Raw genomic sequence first — 16,822 nt, 5'->3', positions numbered from 1 at the left:
AAAAGTGTGAACTGCCCTTATCCCGGACCGGAATCCCGACTGAAAACCGGCAGCACGGCAAATACTAGTACAGACATAGACAAGCCTAAGGAGGGATGTCCCATGCCAGCGGCCACTAAAGGAACCATTACAGTAGACGGACAGCAAATCAGCATCACCAATCCCGACAAACCGCTCTGGCCCGAGATGGGCATCACCAAGCAGATCTATCTGCAAAAGCTGGCGGCCCTCTCGCCTTACCTGCTGCGCTATTGCAAGGACCGGCTGCTCACGGTGATCCGCTATCCCCATGGCGTTCCCGGGATGTCCTTCTATCAGAAGAACGCCCCGGAACCGCTGCCGGAATTCGTCCGCACGGCGGTGCAGGATGATATCACCTACATTGTGCTGCAGGGCCTGCCGGAGCTGCTCTGGCTGGGCAATCTGGCTGCGCTCGAATTCCATCCCTCCCTCCATTATGCCGGCAGTATTCTGCCCTGTGAATGGATGATTGATCTGGACCCTTCGCTTGAGGTCGAACCGCGGATTATGGAAGCTGCTGCTGTGGTAGGGGAGGTACTGAGATCGCTCGGACTGGACTCCGTTCCCAAAACCTCGGGAGCCACCGGAGTACAGATCATTGTTCCGGTTAAGCCGGGGGTGACCTTCGATGAGCTGCGCCGGATCGGGCATTTCGTAGGCCGCTATGTCACCGAGAAGCGCCCTGATCTGTTCACCCTGGAGCGCCTGAAGAAGCATCGCGGGGATAAAATATATTTCGATTATCTCCAGCATTACGGCGGCAAAACGCTTGCTGCCCCTTACACCCCGCGCGCCCGGCCGCTGGCTACCGTCTCCACTCCCCTCCTGTGGGAGGAGGTTGAACGGGGCGTCAAGCCTACAGATTTTAACCTGCTGAATATAGAAGAGCGTCTCAGCCGGTTAGGAGATCTGATTGCCAAGGTTCCTCCCCAGCCGGTCGAAGCGATTATTGCCAAGCTGCCCTCAGGACAGCAATAAGCCCGCAAATGCCATTCTCAGGCTGCGGGCTTATCTGGCGTCCAGAATCAGGACGGAAGGTATTATTATATATGGGCATACGGGGCAACAAGTCAGGACCGCCGTATGGGTTACTCTGTCGTTCGTAAATATACCTTCCTTCGAAGCGTTCCGGCTGAACCGGTTACGCTAATGCTAATGAATTGCTTTTTTCTTGAAGCGGCCGCCCTTAACATCATGGATATTGCCGATTGCGATGAACGCGTCAGAATCCCAATCTTCTACGATAGACTTCAGCTTCGCTTCTTCCAGACGGGTAATGACAACAAAAATCACTTTCTTGTTATCGCCGGAGAATCCGCCCTCACCATCAAGATAAGTCACTCCGCGTCCCAGACGCTCCGTCAGAGCTTCGCCGATATCACGGAATTTATCACTGATAATCCATACCGACTTAGACTGGTCCAGACCTTCAAGTGTAATATCAATCAATTTGAAAGCAATGTAATACGCAATAAGCGAGAACATCGCATTATTCCAGCCGAACACAAAGCCTGCGCCGGACAGAATGAACAGGTTGAAGAACATAACGACTTCCCCTACAGAGAACGGAAGCCTCTTGGATACCAGAATGGCTACAATCTCAGTACCATCGAGCGATCCGCCATAACGGACAACGAGCCCGACCCCAACGCCGAGAATTACCCCTCCGAATACTGCTGCGAGCAGCGGCTCAACCGTAATGGGATGAACAGGATGGAGCAACTGGGTACCGATGGACATTACAATTACAGCAAATAGAGTAGATAAGGCAAATGTCTTCCCGATCTGCTTATACCCGATAACCAGGAACGGCAGGTTAAGCAGGGTCAATAGAATACCGAGCGGTATATTGAAAATATGGGACAACATAATGGAAATACCGGTGATTCCGCCATCAATCAACTTATTGGGAACAAGAAAAATTTCAAGGGCAACAGACATCATGGCCGCTCCGATGACAATCATCACAATCCGCTGGGCCAGTCTTGCCGTCTTGAACACTCCAGACTTCTGCGTCTTCTTCTGTTCTTCACTCGTAAAGATATGTTGGCTTACAGTCATAGAACTCCCCCTATAAATAGTATATCTAAGAAGCTTACGAAAGCGAACGTACAGTCGTGCCTTCTCCCCTGTTCTTCTTATATTTCCATTATATCATAAAGGAAAGTCAAATAACGCATGTAAATTGATATAACCTTCGATAATCGATGATTCGGCCATCTTTTCTGTCATAATAGCGGAGATAAGAGCTGACACAGACTTTCTATGCGTTTGACATTACGGCTGCGCTCCCGGAATTTTTTCGGATCAATGAATTCACTCTGCTCCAGATCTCTGCTGAAGTCCTCAGCCAGCTCTGTAATAGTCTCCGGACGGAACAGCACCGCCGTCAGCTCGAAGTTGGAATAGAAGCTGCGCATGTCCAGATTGGCACTGCCGACGGTGGCCAGCAGGCTGTCGATAATCATGACCTTGGCATGCATGAACCCTCTGGTATAGCGGTAAAACTTCACGCCGGCGTCCTGCAGATTCTCCAGATACGACAGCGTGGCATAATAGACCAGCTTGTTATCCGGCTTCGCCGGGATAATGATCCTCACGTCCACACCGCTAAGAACCGCATTCTTCAGCGCTCTGCTTATCGCAGGGTCGGGGATAAAATATGGCGAGGTCATCCAGATACGCTGTCTCGCGGCACAGATGGAAGCAAAATACATCTCCTGGGTCGCATCTATGGCCGCATCGGGACCGCTGGCGACAATCTGCACGGCTTCCCTTCCGCTACAGTCATGATCCGGAAAGAAGCGCGGATGGCTGAGCGCATCACCGGCCGCCAGCCGCCAGTCCTTGAGAAACACATACTGCAGCTGATAGACGGCATCCCCTTCGAGGCGCAGATGCGTATCCCGCCAGTAGCCCATTTCCGGATTTTTGCCCAGGTAATCATCGCCGATGTTCATGCCTCCGGTGAATCCGGTCAGTCCGTCCACCACCAGGATCTTCCGGTGATTACGGTAGTTGAACCGGCGGTCCGGCAGTGCAGTCAGCGGCGGCAGAAAAAAATAAACCTGCACCCCCGCGTTCTTCAGTGTATTCACAAAGCCCCGGCTTAGTTTATGGCTTCCCAGGCCATCGCACAGCAGGCGCACCCTCACCCCCTGGCGTACCTTGCGGATCATCAGCTCCTGGAACTGCTTGCCGATCCCATCCTCCCGGAAAATATAAAACTCCATGTGGATGTGCTCCTGCGCACCTTCCATCACCTCCAGCATGGACTTATACGCTGCCTGTGCGCTGGACAGCACTTCACACCGGTTATGGCTTGTAACCGGACTGTCCGCCAGTTCAGAGAACAGGTGCAGCAGCTCAGAGCGGTGTTCAAATCCGGGGTTGCCGGTATCCTCCACCTGCTTGACCTGATGAATCTTGCCGGCAATATGAATACGGATTTCCCGCAGCAGGGAGACGCACCGGTTCACGAGCTTGCGGCTCTGCCAGTAATCGCGCCCCAGGAAATAGTAGAACAGCAGACCCAGCGGCGGGCAACAGAAGGTAATACATATCCAGGCAAGCGCCCGCTGCGGACGGCGGAATTCGGAAGCGGTAATAATGGCAAGCTGCACAATAAAAAGACATAAGATCACGGCAAATATCCTCATTCCGGTCCTCCTGATCAACTGAATGAACTATTACTATCTCTGCGGGCATAGACGGCGCCTGCTAACTTTCATGAGAAATCTGCGGCGGCAGAAGCCTGCGCTTACTACAGGTTTTGCCTTAACTCTCCTTCTTTATTCAAGTAAACCGTTGTCATGTTCACCTTAGTTATGGAATACATAGAGTAGTAGGACGAATCGGATAAGCCCCCTGCACCCCGACAGATTGTATCAGTCAGTTCATACCCAGCGGCTGCTATGGCCGCAGTAAGGAGACGTTATGAAGAGTCAGCCAAGTCAGGAAAAGATTACGCTGCTCGTTATGCGTGAGGCCGGACGGCCTGTGAAGCAGCTGCAGATGTCGAAGCCCTTCGCTCTGGCGCTGCCTGCCGCAGCCGCGCTGTCCCTCTCCAGTCTGGTCACCTCCATGCATATCCATGCCTCCCGGTCCATCGCAGAGCTGGAGGCCGAAGCGGCCGCCTTATCGCTGACCAATATCCGCATGGAGCTGAAGGTTGCCGATAAGGATCAGGCATTGCAGCAGCTGCGCGGCCAGGTAAGCGAGCTCTCGGAGGAAGCGGAGAGCATTAAAGACAAGCTGAAGAGTGTCACAGAGCTGGAAGAGCAGCTGCAGTCACTAATCAACAAGGAGACCACCTCTTCCGCTGCCGGTAGCAGTTCTAGTAAGGCTACCCGCACTGAAGATGCTGGCTCCAAGACCTACAGCGCGGATATATCAACCTCCGCAGCTTCCGTCATAGGCAGCCAGCCGGTAGTGGCGGACTTGCCTGATACCGGAGCAGGAGCCGTAGCCGCCGGAAGCTATGGTAAGATCAGCCGCTTAAGCGCCGGCCCGTTCATCCGGGAACAGCCGGAAGCTCTCTCTGCCGCCGTATCGCCTGCCGTCAACTTCCGGATCAGGGCTGCTGCTACAGCACTGAGCCTGCTCCCGAATCCGCAGGTCGGCGGTGAATATGTCGCCGTCTACGAGAATGATCCGCAGCGGCTGGTTGAGGAGACAAAGGACGACTTCGAGGAGATCCGCAGCATCATGGATGAGATGATTGGCAGTATCTCAAGCACGATTACACAGGCTGAGAAGGCACACAAGACAAGAGCGGAATTTCAGGCCAAACAAGCCCAGGAGAAGCAAGCCCGGCTGGCACGGGCCGTGATGTGGCCTACCGGCTCGAAGGTCATCACCTCCAGCTTCGGTTACCGCTCCGATCCTTTTAAGGGGGTCTCTGCTTATCATTCCGGGATTGATATTGCGGGAAATATCGGAGATGCGGTATACGCGGCACTGGGCGGCGTGGTTACCTCCGCAGAACAAATGGGAGCCCGGGGCAAATACATCATCATCAAGCATGACAATGGACTGGAGACCTGGTACATGCATTTGAACCAAATGACGGTCTCCCCCGGCGAGCGGGTCGGCAAAGGGGAGCAGATCGGCATGCTGGGCAGCACCGGGCGCAGCACGGGACCCCATCTGCATTTCCAGGTCGTGAAGCAGAACAAGCCGGTGAATCCGCTCAATTATGTGAAGCCTTTATAGGTTCAAGATTATAAGGAGGAATGCGGGAATGTGGAACAGACGTCAACCGGGTGCTTCGCTGAGGTCAACCGATTCGCTGATCGGACATGGCGGCACGCTTGAGGGGAAAGTGCATTGCGATACGAACCTGCGGATTGAAGGGAATTTCAGCGGGGAGATTCTATGTGAGGGTACTGTGACGGTTGGTGAGCAAGGCACCGTCCACTCCAGCATCGAGGCGCAGGAGATCATTATCGCCGGAAAGGTCTATGGAGACGTAACCGCCCAGCGGAAGCTCATACTCACCGGAACGGGACAGCTGCATGGTAACATTGCCGCCGGTTCTCTGAGCATTGCGGAAGGCAGCCTGCTGAACGGAGCTGTGGCCATGACCGAACAGCCCGCCCCTGAGACAGCGGGCGGGCTGCATACGGTCACTGCCAAGAAGACTGCAGGCAAGCGCAGAGAGAGCAAGCAGAGTAAGCTGGAGGGTGCATGAGCCGTAAGCGCTCAGCCTGTACGCCTGCATTGACCAGCCCCAGTTTGCGCCTTACGCTGCTACATCCCTTTTACGGAACACAATCCAGGATACCGCCATGAATACAACATAATACACAGCCAGGACGGCAATCGCGAACCCCAGCGTCGCTCCCCCGGGACCGGTATCCGACACCAGATAATTGCTAAGATTCATATGGGCAAAAATCAGATAGTTCGCCCACTCATACCGGTCGGGGTTGAAGATGGCGATAAAGATATCCTTGGTGAACATGATCGACAGCGACAGCACAATCGCAAGGCCGCTGGAACGGAACACGCTGGAGATCATGAAGGCAATAGCTGCTGTCAGGAACAGCTCAATGTAGCTGCACAGAATCAGCATGAAGACATATTCGCCCTGCCCCCAGCCCATCACCATGTCCCCCGTAATCCCTGCAGCCCCGGAAGAGAAAATGAAGGCGGAGCCATAGCCGAACAGGATCAGCACGCCCGTGCTCACAAGGCTGAAGATAACCAGCGAAATATATTTCGAGAGCAGAATCTTGGAGCGGCTCCATGGGCGGATCAGCAGCAGCTTAATCGTTCCCCAGGTGAATTCGCCCGCCACGGAGTCGGCAGCTACCAGAGCTGTGAAGATGGTATTCAGGAAAAATGCGATGGCTACGGTGGTCCGGAAGCTGTCCCATAGCCCGACTACATCACTGCCGTTCGTGGTGAAATGAACCAGCGCCGGAAACAGCGCGCTCATCAGTGCCAGAAGAACCAGCATAATCCATGTCCGCAGACGTCTGAATATTTTGATATTCTCATTATGTATGAGAGAAGCGAACTCACCCAATGCCTTCACCTCCTGTAATTTCCAAGAATTGATCTTCAAGCGAACGGGACATCGCTTTGATGCTGTAGACTTTAATCCCGGCAGCTACCAGCTTGGCATTCAGCTCGGCAATCTCCTCCCGCACCGCATCCACAGCAATTCCGCCTTCCATGATTACACCTTGGCCGATCTGAGCCAGTGCAGCCTCAGGGTTATCTACCTCGAAGAACGTCTGGCTTACCGGTACCGCTGCATCCCCGACAGTCTTAAGCTGCTTCACATCGATCAGGCGGCCGTTCTGGATAATCGCCACACTATCGCACATCAGCTCCATCTCCGACAGCAGGTGACTGGAGACAAACACGGTTGTCCCCTCGCTCTGACACAGCTTGCGCAGATAATCACGCAGCTCGCGGATACCCTGCGGGTCCAGTCCGTTGGTCGGCTCGTCCAGAATCAGCAGCTTCGGCCGATGCAGCAGAGCCTGGGCCACCCCGAGCCGCTGGCGCATCCCTAAGGAATAGGTCTTGACCCGGTCATTTATCCGCTGGCTGAGGCCGACCAGCTCCACTACTTCATTGATGCGCTCTTTGGTCACGCCGGGCACCATGCGGGCGTACTGGCGAAGATTCTGGTATCCGGTTAGGAACTTGTACATTTCAGGATTCTCTACGATGGCCCCCACATTGGCTATGGCCTCTTCAAAATGGTCTTTGATGCTTCGTCCGCAGATCAGGATATCCCCGCGGCTAATGGAGATCAGTCCTACCATCATACGGATGGTAGTGGTTTTACCGGCTCCGTTCGGCCCGAGGAATCCGAAGATTTGCCCGGGTGGAATGTCGAGTGTCAAGTCGCTGATCAGCGTTTTGGAGCCTATCTTTTTGGTAACCCCCATCAGGCTGGCTACAGGCTTCACCACTTCTGCCGTATTCGGCATAACTTCACTTCCTTTCGTCGGTTTGGTGTGAAACGGGTACAGATTAAATTAAAGTGTCCATCGCAACTGCGGGAAAGGTTTGGACTTCCCCTCCGTTACTTACACTTTATTGTTATAACCAAAACCCGTTTCAACCATTTATATATTTTACCACACCTTCCCTTTTCCCTGAAATTAGGGAAGATATGCAGGGAAAGGATAGAAAGCAAGTGGAGACGGCTTTGCCGTCCTTTTAAAGGACGGTATCGTTTCGGTGAGAAATAGAAGGATAATGTGTAGCGTGAAACATATACATTCTTATATTTGAAACGAAATTATCCTACCGGATGAACGGGATAGCGCCATGCATGCTGTATTTGGCATACATTCGGGCCATCCTCCTCGTGAGAGCACAATAATCGGCCAGCGCGGGGCGTATGAGCGGAATGTAATCGGAAAACCGATTACATTGGATCAGCGCGGGGCGCGAGGGCGAAATGTAATCGAAAAACCGATTACATTGGACAGCGCGGGGCGTATGAGCGGAATGTAATCGGAAAACCGATTACATTGGAGCAGCACGGGGCGCGAGGGCGAAATGTAATCGAAAAACCGATTACATTGGACCAGCGCGGGGCGCGAGGGCGAAATGTAATCGGAAAACCGATTACATTGGTGCAGCATGGGGCCCCGTGTACCGAATGTGTACTGTTTTTCGCATACATTTGCTCCGTCCACCCTCGCGTCAGCACAATGTATACTGTTTTTGACATACATTTCCCCCGTTCACCCTCGCATCAGCACAATGTATACTGCTTTTCACATACATTTGCTCCGTCCACCCTCGCGCCAGCACAATGTATGCTGTTTTTCGCATACATTTGCTCCGTTCACCCTCGCATCAGCACAATGTGTACTGCTTTTCACATACATTTGCTCCGTCCACCCTCGCGCCAGCATCCTGCGGATGGATTAAGCTGCATTTATTATCCACAACGATAACGATAAGCATACTTTATCACCTTCAGACGATATCATAATTTCCTAAAGAGAGAAGAACAAGAGAGGCCGTATCTTCCCATAATGGAAAGATACGGCCTCCTGATTAGCGACATGCTCCGTCAATGCCAAATCACATCACTTATAAAATGTAAAATCTTAACCGCCAACACGCGCAAGCTCACGCATATTCGCTTCAAAAGCAGCCATCAGTGCAGCTTCACCGGTCAAACCGCTGCTCTCCACCTTGCGGATCTGCTCCAGCATCCGTTTGTAATCCTTCGGAATGACACGGGCAAATCTCGGCAGGGCCTCATCCCATGAATCCAGAATTGCCCGGCCCGCATTACTGTCTGTATGCTGGGTATGACGGCTGATCATAGCATGCAGCTCAGCGATTTCGTCCGCTTCCTCTACACGCTCCAGCAGCACCATTTCCAGGTTACAGCGTTTGATGAAGGTGTTGTCAGGATCGTATACATAAGCAATACCGCCCGACATCCCTGCTGCAAAGTTACGGCCTGTTGTACCCAGTACAACCACACGTCCGCCGGTCATGTATTCGCAGCCGTGGTCGCCTACGCCTTCAACGACTACATTCGCCCCGGAGTTGCGGACAGCGAACCGTTCGCCGGCAATGCCGCTCACATAAGCTTCGCCGCCGGTTGCTCCGTACAGCGCCGTATTTCCGATGATGATATTCTCTTCTGCCGCGAAGGTAGCCTTGCGCGAAGGCCGGATAATCAGCTTGCCTCCGGACAGCCCTTTGCCGACATAGTCATTCGAGTCGCCTTCAACGGTAATAGTGATGCCCTTCGGCACGAAGGCACCCAGACTCTGTCCCGCCGATCCGGTAAAGTGCAGCCGGATCGTATCGTCCGGTAGACCTGCTGCGCCATATTTGCGCGTCAGCTCACTGCCGAGAATCGTACCCACGGCACGGTTCACGTTCGTGATCGGCAGGGAAGCTTCCACTGCCGTGCCGGATTCCAGCGCCGGTGCAGCAATATCCAGCAGATGGGTCATATCCAGGGTCTCTTCCAGACCGTGGTTCTGGAACTTGCTGCGGAAGCGTGTACTGCCTTCCGGCATGGCCGGAATGTGCAGCAGGCTGCTCAGATCAACGCCCTTCTTCTTCCAGTGTGTAGATGCCTTAACCGCATCCAGGCAATCGGTACGGCCGACCATCTCTTCAATCGTCCGGAAGCCCAGCTCGGCCATAATCTCACGCAGATCCTGTGCCACGAAGGTCATGAAGTTCACCACATGCTGCGGATCACCCATGAAGTTCTTGCGAAGCTCAGGGTTCTGGGTCGCTACGCCCACCGGACAGGTGTCCATCTGGCATACACGCATCATGATACAGCCTACGGCTACCAGTGGTGCAGTAGCGAAGCCGTATTCTTCAGCACCCAGCAGAACGGCTACCGCGAGGTCACGCCCGCTGAGCATCTTGCCGTCTGTCTCCAGCACGACACGGTCGCGCAGATTGTTCAGCATCAGCGTCTGGTGGGTCTCCGCCAGGCCGAGCTCCCAAGGCAGTCCGGCATGACGGATGGAGTTCATCGGCGAAGCGCCGGTACCGCCGTCGTAACCGCTGATCAGGATAATATCAGCGCGGCCCTTCGCCACACCTGCGGCAATAGTGCCCACGCCAACCTCAGAGACGAGCTTCACGTTAATACTGGCACGCGGATTGGCATTCTTCAGATCATAGATCAGCTCGGCCAGATCCTCAATCGAATAGATATCATGATGCGGCGGCGGCGAGATCAGTCCCACACCTGCCGTTGAACCACGGACCTCTGCCACCCAAGGGTAGACCTTGCGGCCCGGAAGCTGTCCGCCTTCACCCGGCTTGGCGCCCTGCGCCATCTTGATCTGAATCTCGTCGGCGTTCACCAGATAGTTGGAGGTAACGCCGAACCGTCCCGAAGCCACCTGCTTGATCGCACTGCGGCGGGAATCGCCGTTAGCGTCCGTAAGGAAGCGCGCCGGATCTTCTCCGCCTTCCCCGGTGTTGCTCTTGCCGCCGATACGGTTCATGGCAATAGCCAGCGTCTCATGTGCTTCCTTGCTGATCGAGCCGAAGGACATGGCACCGGTCTTGAAGCGTTTCATGATCGATTCAGCCGATTCTACCTCATCCAGCGATACCGGAGCACCTACGCTCTTGAACTGCAGCATCGAGCGCAGCGTCTGGTGCTTCTCGCTTTCGCCCTGAACGAGCGCTGCATACTTCTTATACATCTCATAATCACCGCTGCGCACGGAGTGCTGAAGCAGATGAATGGTCTGCGGGTTGAACAGATGCTCTTCCCCGTCACTGCGCCACTGGTATTCACCGCCGGAATCCAGCACCATATCGTTGCCGTCTTTGTCGGTGAACGCGCGGTAATGGCTGGCAAGCGCCTCTTGCGCCACTTCCGCAAGGCCAATCCCGCCGATACGCGAAGGCGTCCAGGTGAAGTAACGGTCTACGAACTCCGAATTCAGCCCGACCGCTTCAAAAATCTGTGCCCCCCGATAGGACTGAATCGTGGAGATTCCCATTTTGGACAGAATTTTGACCACGCTCTTCGTAGCTGCCTTGATATAGTTCTTCACAGCCTTCTCATGCGAGATTCCGCGGAGCAGGCCTTGGCTGATCATGTCATCGAGACTCTCGAAGGCCAGGTAAGGATTGACCGCACTTACACCATAACCCAGCAGAAGCGCATAATGATGAACTTCACGCGGTTCGCCGGATTCCAGCAGGATGCTGACCTTGGTACGGGTTCCCGAGCGGATCAGATGGTGATGCAGGCTGGAGACTGCCAGGAGCGCCGGAATTGCCGCATTCTCACGGTCTACACCCCGGTCGGACAGAATAAGGATATTATGGCCCTTGCCCATGACGCGGTCTGCCGCCTCATTCATCCGGTCAAGCGCGATTCGCAGCCCCTCTGCCCCCAGCTCTGCCGGGAAGAGAATCGGAATGGACATCGACTTGAAGCCCGCACGGCGGACATGACGGATTTTGGCGAAATCCTCGTTCGAGAGAATTGGAGAATCCAGCGAGATCTGCCGGCAGCTCTCCGGTTCTGCCTTCAGCAGGTTGCGTTCAGGTCCGATCGTAGTCGCTGTGGACGTTACCAGTTCTTCACGGATGGCGTCAATCGGCGGGTTAGTGACCTGGGCGAACATCTGCTTAAAGTAATTGTACAGGCGCTGTGGGCGGTCTGATAACACGGCCAGCGGAGAATCGTAACCCATGGAGCCGACAGCTTCGGCGCCTGTGGAGGCCATAGGCTCCAGCACCTTGCGCAGATCCTCGAAGGTATAGCCGAAGGACTGCTGCAGCTGCTGCACATTATCATGCTTCGGATTCGGCAGCTCCGGTGCATCCGGGAGCTGATCGAGACCGATCAGATGCTCATCCAGCCACTCTTGATAAGGCTGCTCGGAGGCGATCTCGGCCTTGACCTCTTCGTCCGAGATAATCCGGCCCTGCTTCGTATCCACGAGCAGCATGCGGCCCGGTCTCAGCCGGTCTTTGTATAGAACATCTTCTGCCGGAATGTCGAGGACACCCGCTTCAGAGGAGAGAATAATAAGATCATCTTTGGTGACATAGTAACGCGCAGGACGCAGGCCGTTACGGTCGAGGATGGCCCCGATCTGTACACCGTCGGTAAAGCCCATTGCGGCAGGCCCGTCCCACGGTTCCATCAGGGTGCTGTGGTATTCATAGAAGGCTTTCTTCTTCTCGTCCATGCTGTCATGATTGCTCCAAGGCTCAGGAACCATCATCATCGCCACATGGGGCAGGGAACGTCCGCTCAGGTAGAGGAATTCAAAGGTATTATCGAACATGGCCGTATCGGAGCCGTCCGGATTCACCACCGGCTTAACCTTGCTGATGTCTTCTCCGAACTTCTCGCTCTTGAACAGCGACTGGCGGGCATGCATCCAGTTCACATTGCCGCGAAGGGTGTTAATTTCACCGTTGTGGATCATGAAGCGGTAAGGGTGGGCACGTTCCCAGCTTGGGAAGGTGTTGGTGCTGAAGCGGGAGTGGACCAGCGCAATCGCTGATTCCAGCGTCTCCTCCTGGAGGTCCAGATAGAATTGTCCGACCTGTACGGTAGTGAGCATGCCTTTGTATACGATCTTCTTACAGGAAAGACTCGGCACATAGAAGGATTCGCTCTCTTCTGCCCCGCCGTAGCGGATCGCCAGCTCTGCCCGTTTGCGGATCACATACAGCTTGCGTTCGAAGGACAGGTCATCCTTGATTCCCTCCGACCGGCCGATAAATACCTGGCGTACATAAGGCTTAGCCGCCTTGGCCGTCTTGCCGAGCATTTCGTCAAAGGTCGGGACATCGCGGTAACCGAGTACCTGCTGACCCTCTTCCGCGATAATCTCGCTCAGGAGCGCCTCATGGCGGGCGCGGATCTCCTCGTTATGAGACAGAAAGATCATACCCACGCCATAATGGCCCGGCTCCGGAAGCTCAAAGCCCAGCTTCGCAGCTTCGCCGGCGAAGAAACGGTGGGGAATCTGCAGCATAATGCCGGCTCCGTCTCCAGAGTTCGGCTCGCTTCCCTGGCCTCCCCGGTGCTCCATATTGAAGAGCATAGTCAGCGCATTGCTGACAATATCATGGGACGGCTTGCCTTTTATATGCGCGACAAATCCCATGCCGCAAGCGTCTTTTTCGAACTGGGGATCATACAGGCCCTGTTTGCCGGGCAGTTCAGTGTGTCTCATCACATGCAACCTCTCTATTATAAAGTAGACGGAATTCCAGGAAAATTTTTCAGCGGAAAATCTTAATAATTATTCAGGCAGAATTGGTGTTATTATTTTATCATCGAGCTGACATGAGCGCAATTTAAACTTTTTTATGAGCTTGATTAACAAATACTTTTACAGTGCAGCTTTAGCGAATAAAAGCGTAAAAAAACTGTCGAATGTATAATTATGCATAAATGACGAATAAGCGCTTATGCATTGAAAGCGTTCCAATCATTTTCCCGCCCTGAAAACGGCACTTCCTTTAGCTATTTATATTTATAAATAAACCAAAAGCGCCCCTGAGGGGGCGCTTTTGGTTCGTATGTTTTACAGAGAATATTGTTGATTTATACAGTCAAAACTTGTTCACTTTTCAGCACCGCTTCATTGCCGCGGTCACGGGTCATGAAGTAGGTGAAGGTAAGCGCCAGGAAGATTATTCCATAAGCACCAAGCGTTCCTGCATCGGCCCACATGGAGCCGAAGTCTCCCGTAGAGATTACTGCCTTGAAGCCTTTGACACTGTAAGTCATCGGCAGCAGCGGATTGAAGAACTTCATCCAGTTAGGAATCAGCTCCAGCGGGAAGGTTCCTGCGCTTGTAGTCAACTGGAAGATCAGAATCAGAATGACTACGAAGCGGCCCGGCTGATCCAGCCAGGTAACAATCGCTTGAATCATCCACATGAAGGCCAGGCTGGTAATGAACGAGAAGGCGTAGAACAAAGGTACATTCTGTACTTCAAGTCCCAGACCATACAAGACAATCAGGACAGCCAGCAGAGCCTGAAGCACACTCATCATGGAGAACGTAAGGGTACGGCTCATGAACCGGTTGAACCGGCTGGCGCCAATGACTTCGGAATCACGCATAGGGATAACAATCGTACAGATCAGAGCACCTACGAACAAACCGAGGGACAGGAAGTAAGGAGCGAATCCTGTGCCGTAGTTAGGCACCTTGTTAACCTTCACTTCTTCGATCTGTACCGGCTGGGCGAACATAGATACCAGTCCATCGGTCTTGTTCACCGATTTGGTCTGTAAAGCCGCATCGCCCAGCTTGCTTGCCAGCTCACCGGAGCCTGTCTTCAGCTCATCCAGGCCATCCTTCAGCTGCCCTGCTCCGTCACTCAGCTTCTTCGAGCCATCGGCTACCGAGCTGAGGCCGCTGCCCAGCTTGCCTGCTCCGGCCAGCAGCTTCGTAGTGCCGGCTTCAAGCGCCCGGCCGCCGTCTGCCAGCTTCGCACCGCCCGCTGCAGCTTCGTCCAGCTTCGCGCCGAACTGCTTCATGCCTGCGGTCAGCTTCGTACCGCCGTTCTCCAGTGCAGCTGCTCCGGCTGCCAGCTGATTCTGGCCATCCAGCAGCTGCGAACTGCCTGCGTAGAGCTTCTGCGCTCCGTCATGCAGCTGGCCTACCCCTGCATCCAGCTGCTGTGAACCGCTGTGCAGCTGATTCGCTCCCTGCAGCAGCTGCTCCTGGCCGCTGTTCAGGGCCGCAGCTCCGTCAAGGAGCTGCTGCTGGCCCTGGTCCAGCTGCGCCGTGCCCGCAGCTACTGCTGCGCTTGCTGCCAGCAGCTTCTGCACCTCAGGGCTTGCCGCCAGCTGAGGATTCGACTTCGCCAGCGCCTGCAGACCGTCAGCTACAGCCTTGGCTCCGGCTGCTGTCTTGGCACTGCCGTCCTTCGAAGCCGTAAGTCCGGCTTCAAGCTTCGCACTGCCCTCGGCGGAGGAGCTTAATCCGGCCGCAAGCTTCGCGCTGCCGTCCACCACAGCCTTCGTACCTGTCTGCAGCTTCTCGGTGCCGGTTACAGCCGACTGGGTTCCGGCCTGCAGCGAAGCCGTTCCGGCTGCTGTCTTCTGCAGCCCTGCATTCAGCTGCTTGCTGCCCGCTGCTGACTGCGTTACACCCTCCTGCAGCTGCTTATGCGCTGCGGATAACTGCTGCAGTCCTCCGGCCAGCGTGCTGCTGCCGGTTTTTAGTGCGGCTGCACCGTTATTCAGATCACTCACGCCCTGCGTAAGCGGCGCTACACCATCCAGCAGCTTGCCGGTGCCTTCGGTGAGGACAACCAGATTGTCCTTCAGCTTCAGAGCGCCATCATCCAGCTTGGTGGCGCCGTCTGCGATCTTGGTCGCACCGTCTCCGGCTTCGCCCAGACCGTTTGCGATTTTGGTGATTTTATCAAATACAGAACTGGTATAAGCTTCGGTAATCTTGGCGGATACCTTGCTCTTAATATCCTTCACTGCCGTGCCGCCAATCTGGCCTGCCAGGAAGTTGTAGCCTTCATTCGGCTCGTAGATGATCTTGGCCGGCTGCGGATCTGCATCCAGCAGTGTAGTTGCCTTGGCCGAGAAGTCTTCCGGAACCACAATCGCCATATAATAGGTATTATCCGCAAGTCCGGCTTCCGCCTGCTCCCGGCTGACGAAGTTCCACTTGAACCCGTCCGTCTTCTTCAGCTCCGTGACCAGATCCTCTCCGGCGGTCAGCTTGGTGCCTTCATAATCAGCACCCTTATCCTGATTGACAACCGCTACCGGAAGCTCGTTCATTTTACCGTAAGGGTCCCAGAATGCCTTCAGGAACAATCCGCTGTACAGAACAGGAATAAATAGAATGGCGAACATGGAAATACGCATCTTGGGATTCTTGAATACCGCGCCAAGATCCTTCATAAACACGGATAAAGATTTCATTCTGGTTCTCTCCTTATGATCATATGCTCTCTCTTGAAAAATACGGTGACTTGCTGTGAAATGATAGTTTCGTGAATATTACAGTAACACCAAATGACTGTTTTCCCCACTTGGTCAATCAAAGGCAAAAAAAATGGGTCTATCCTGTTCAGTACGATCCAACTCAGCACCATCCGCCTCAGCCCGCCCGGTCCCAATCAGGGAAAGCGCAGCAGTGTGAAACGCCATCCCTATACCGGACTTAACTTCTACTGCGACAGCCCTTCTGCCAAAAACAGATGAAAATAATGCTTGATCTGTTCTTTGGTCAACGGTACATGTACCTTGCTCAGCTCAGCAGTAAGCGCGATATATAGCCTGAACATTACCACCGACACAATCTGGGGATCGCAGGGTTTGATTTCCCCTTGACGAATGGCCTGCTCCACCTCCCGTTCCAGATATTCAAGCACCACACTCTCGATCTTGTCGAGTCCTTCACCAGCCTGCGGCGTTCCGAAGTCCAGACTCTCCTGAGACAGCTTGATGAATAGCTCGTGTTCGCTTCGAAATTCCAGCAGGGCATCCAGCACACGGTGCAGATTATCAAAAAACGGCTTATCGCGCCTAATCTCCCGCTCGGCGATCATTTTCATCTCGATGATGACGTCCCGCAGGATTTCATCAAATAACTGTTCCTTGTTCGTAAAAAAGGTGTAAATCGTCCCTTTGCCGACATTGGCAATCTTGGCGACCTGGTCCATCGTTGTTGCCTTATACCCGAATAATGAAAAAGACTTCGTCGCCGCCTGCAGCACCTGCTGCCTTCGATCTACCACAGCCATTCATACACTCCCTTTCCTGAAGGATCGTCTGCCGCTTCCGTTCTGACCAATTTACTGATCCGGT

General features: G+C 54.0%; 10 protein-coding genes. 3 read left to right on the top strand and 7 right to left on the bottom strand.

The features are described 5' to 3' along the window. Nucleotides 1-102 precede the first annotated feature (102 nt). Entirely contained in the window at nucleotides 103-999 is an 897-nt protein-coding gene (ligD, locus tag MKX51_RS03805; RefSeq protein ID WP_340991254.1) for a non-homologous end-joining DNA ligase, read from the top strand. Nucleotides 1,000-1,173: 174 nt separating this feature from the next. On the opposite strand, the gene MKX51_RS03800 is transcribed toward ligD, so the two are convergent. Both MKX51_RS03800 and cls read right to left on the bottom strand, forming a co-directional pair. Further along, on the bottom strand, nucleotides 1,174-2,082 hold the full coding sequence (locus tag MKX51_RS03800; protein ID WP_340943755.1) for a YitT family protein: 909 nt from the start codon (nucleotides 2,080-2,082) through the stop codon (nucleotides 1,174-1,176). A gap of 167 nt (nucleotides 2,083-2,249) precedes the next feature. Continuing rightward, complete coding sequence (gene cls, locus MKX51_RS03795; protein WP_340991253.1) at nucleotides 2,250-3,680, bottom strand: cardiolipin synthase; 1,431 nt, start codon at nucleotides 3,678-3,680, stop codon at nucleotides 2,250-2,252. 277 nt (nucleotides 3,681-3,957) lie between these two features. On the opposite strand from cls, the gene MKX51_RS03790 reads away from it, so the two are divergent. Further along, complete coding sequence (locus tag MKX51_RS03790; RefSeq protein WP_340991252.1) at nucleotides 3,958-5,235, top strand: M23 family metallopeptidase; 1,278 nt, start codon at nucleotides 3,958-3,960, stop codon at nucleotides 5,233-5,235. 28 nt (nucleotides 5,236-5,263) lie between these two features. Then, on the top strand, nucleotides 5,264-5,713 hold the full coding sequence (locus MKX51_RS03785; protein ID WP_340991251.1) for a bactofilin family protein: 450 nt from the start codon (nucleotides 5,264-5,266) through the stop codon (nucleotides 5,711-5,713). Between the two features lie 51 nt (nucleotides 5,714-5,764). Here MKX51_RS03785 and MKX51_RS03780 read toward each other — a convergent pair whose 3' ends face one another. From MKX51_RS03780 to MKX51_RS03760, 5 genes are all read right to left on the bottom strand, one after another. Beyond that, nucleotides 5,765-6,553, bottom strand: coding sequence for an ABC transporter permease (locus MKX51_RS03780; protein WP_339222572.1), 789 nt, complete (start codon nucleotides 6,551-6,553; stop codon nucleotides 5,765-5,767). Beyond that, nucleotides 6,546-7,472, bottom strand: a complete 927-nt coding sequence (locus tag MKX51_RS03775; protein ID WP_340991250.1) for an ABC transporter ATP-binding protein — start codon at nucleotides 7,470-7,472, stop codon at nucleotides 6,546-6,548. Before MKX51_RS03775 ends, MKX51_RS03780 begins: the two co-directional genes overlap by 8 nt. Before the next feature lie 1,137 nt (nucleotides 7,473-8,609). Further along, nucleotides 8,610-13,205 carry a glutamate synthase large subunit gene (gene gltB / locus MKX51_RS03770; protein ID WP_340991249.1) on the bottom strand — a complete coding sequence of 1,532 codons (4,596 nt, stop codon included), beginning with the start codon at nucleotides 13,203-13,205 and terminating at the stop codon, nucleotides 8,610-8,612. A gap of 374 nt (nucleotides 13,206-13,579) precedes the next feature. After that, nucleotides 13,580-15,934 carry a YhgE/Pip domain-containing protein gene (locus MKX51_RS03765; protein WP_340991248.1) on the bottom strand — a complete coding sequence of 785 codons (2,355 nt, stop codon included), beginning with the start codon at nucleotides 15,932-15,934 and terminating at the stop codon, nucleotides 13,580-13,582. Between the two features lie 248 nt (nucleotides 15,935-16,182). After that, nucleotides 16,183-16,758: a TetR/AcrR family transcriptional regulator gene (locus tag MKX51_RS03760; RefSeq protein ID WP_036693681.1), complete on the bottom strand. Its 576-nt coding sequence runs from the start codon at nucleotides 16,756-16,758 to the stop codon at nucleotides 16,183-16,185. Between the last annotated feature and the right edge of the window lie 64 nt (nucleotides 16,759-16,822).

The sequence above is a fragment of the Paenibacillus sp. FSL M7-0420 genome, from assembly GCF_038002345.1.
In the GTDB taxonomy this organism is placed as follows: Bacteria; Bacillota; Bacilli; order Paenibacillales; family Paenibacillaceae; genus Paenibacillus_AQ.
The sequence above is the reverse complement of the archived record's forward strand: the minus strand, read 5'-3'. Positions and strand labels throughout refer to the sequence as shown.

Bases quoted from the DNA above. Each gene is read 5' to 3' on its own strand.
- ligD (WP_340991254.1), top strand. From the start codon at position 103: ATGCCAGCGGCCACTAAAGGAACCATTACAGTAGACGGACAGCAAATC.
- MKX51_RS03800 (WP_340943755.1), bottom strand. From the start codon at position 2,082: ATGACTGTAAGCCAACATATCTTTACGAGTGAAGAACAGAAGAAGACG.
- cls (WP_340991253.1), bottom strand. From the start codon at position 3,680: ATGAGGATATTTGCCGTGATCTTATGTCTTTTTATTGTGCAGCTTGCC.
- MKX51_RS03790 (WP_340991252.1), top strand. From the start codon at position 3,958: ATGAAGAGTCAGCCAAGTCAGGAAAAGATTACGCTGCTCGTTATGCGT.
- MKX51_RS03785 (WP_340991251.1), top strand. From the start codon at position 5,264: ATGTGGAACAGACGTCAACCGGGTGCTTCGCTGAGGTCAACCGATTCG.
- MKX51_RS03775 (WP_340991250.1), bottom strand. From the start codon at position 7,472: ATGCCGAATACGGCAGAAGTGGTGAAGCCTGTAGCCAGCCTGATGGGG.
- gltB (WP_340991249.1), bottom strand. From the start codon at position 13,205: ATGAGACACACTGAACTGCCCGGCAAACAGGGCCTGTATGATCCCCAG.
- MKX51_RS03765 (WP_340991248.1), bottom strand. From the start codon at position 15,934: ATGAAATCTTTATCCGTGTTTATGAAGGATCTTGGCGCGGTATTCAAG.
- MKX51_RS03760 (WP_036693681.1), bottom strand. From the start codon at position 16,758: ATGGCTGTGGTAGATCGAAGGCAGCAGGTGCTGCAGGCGGCGACGAAG.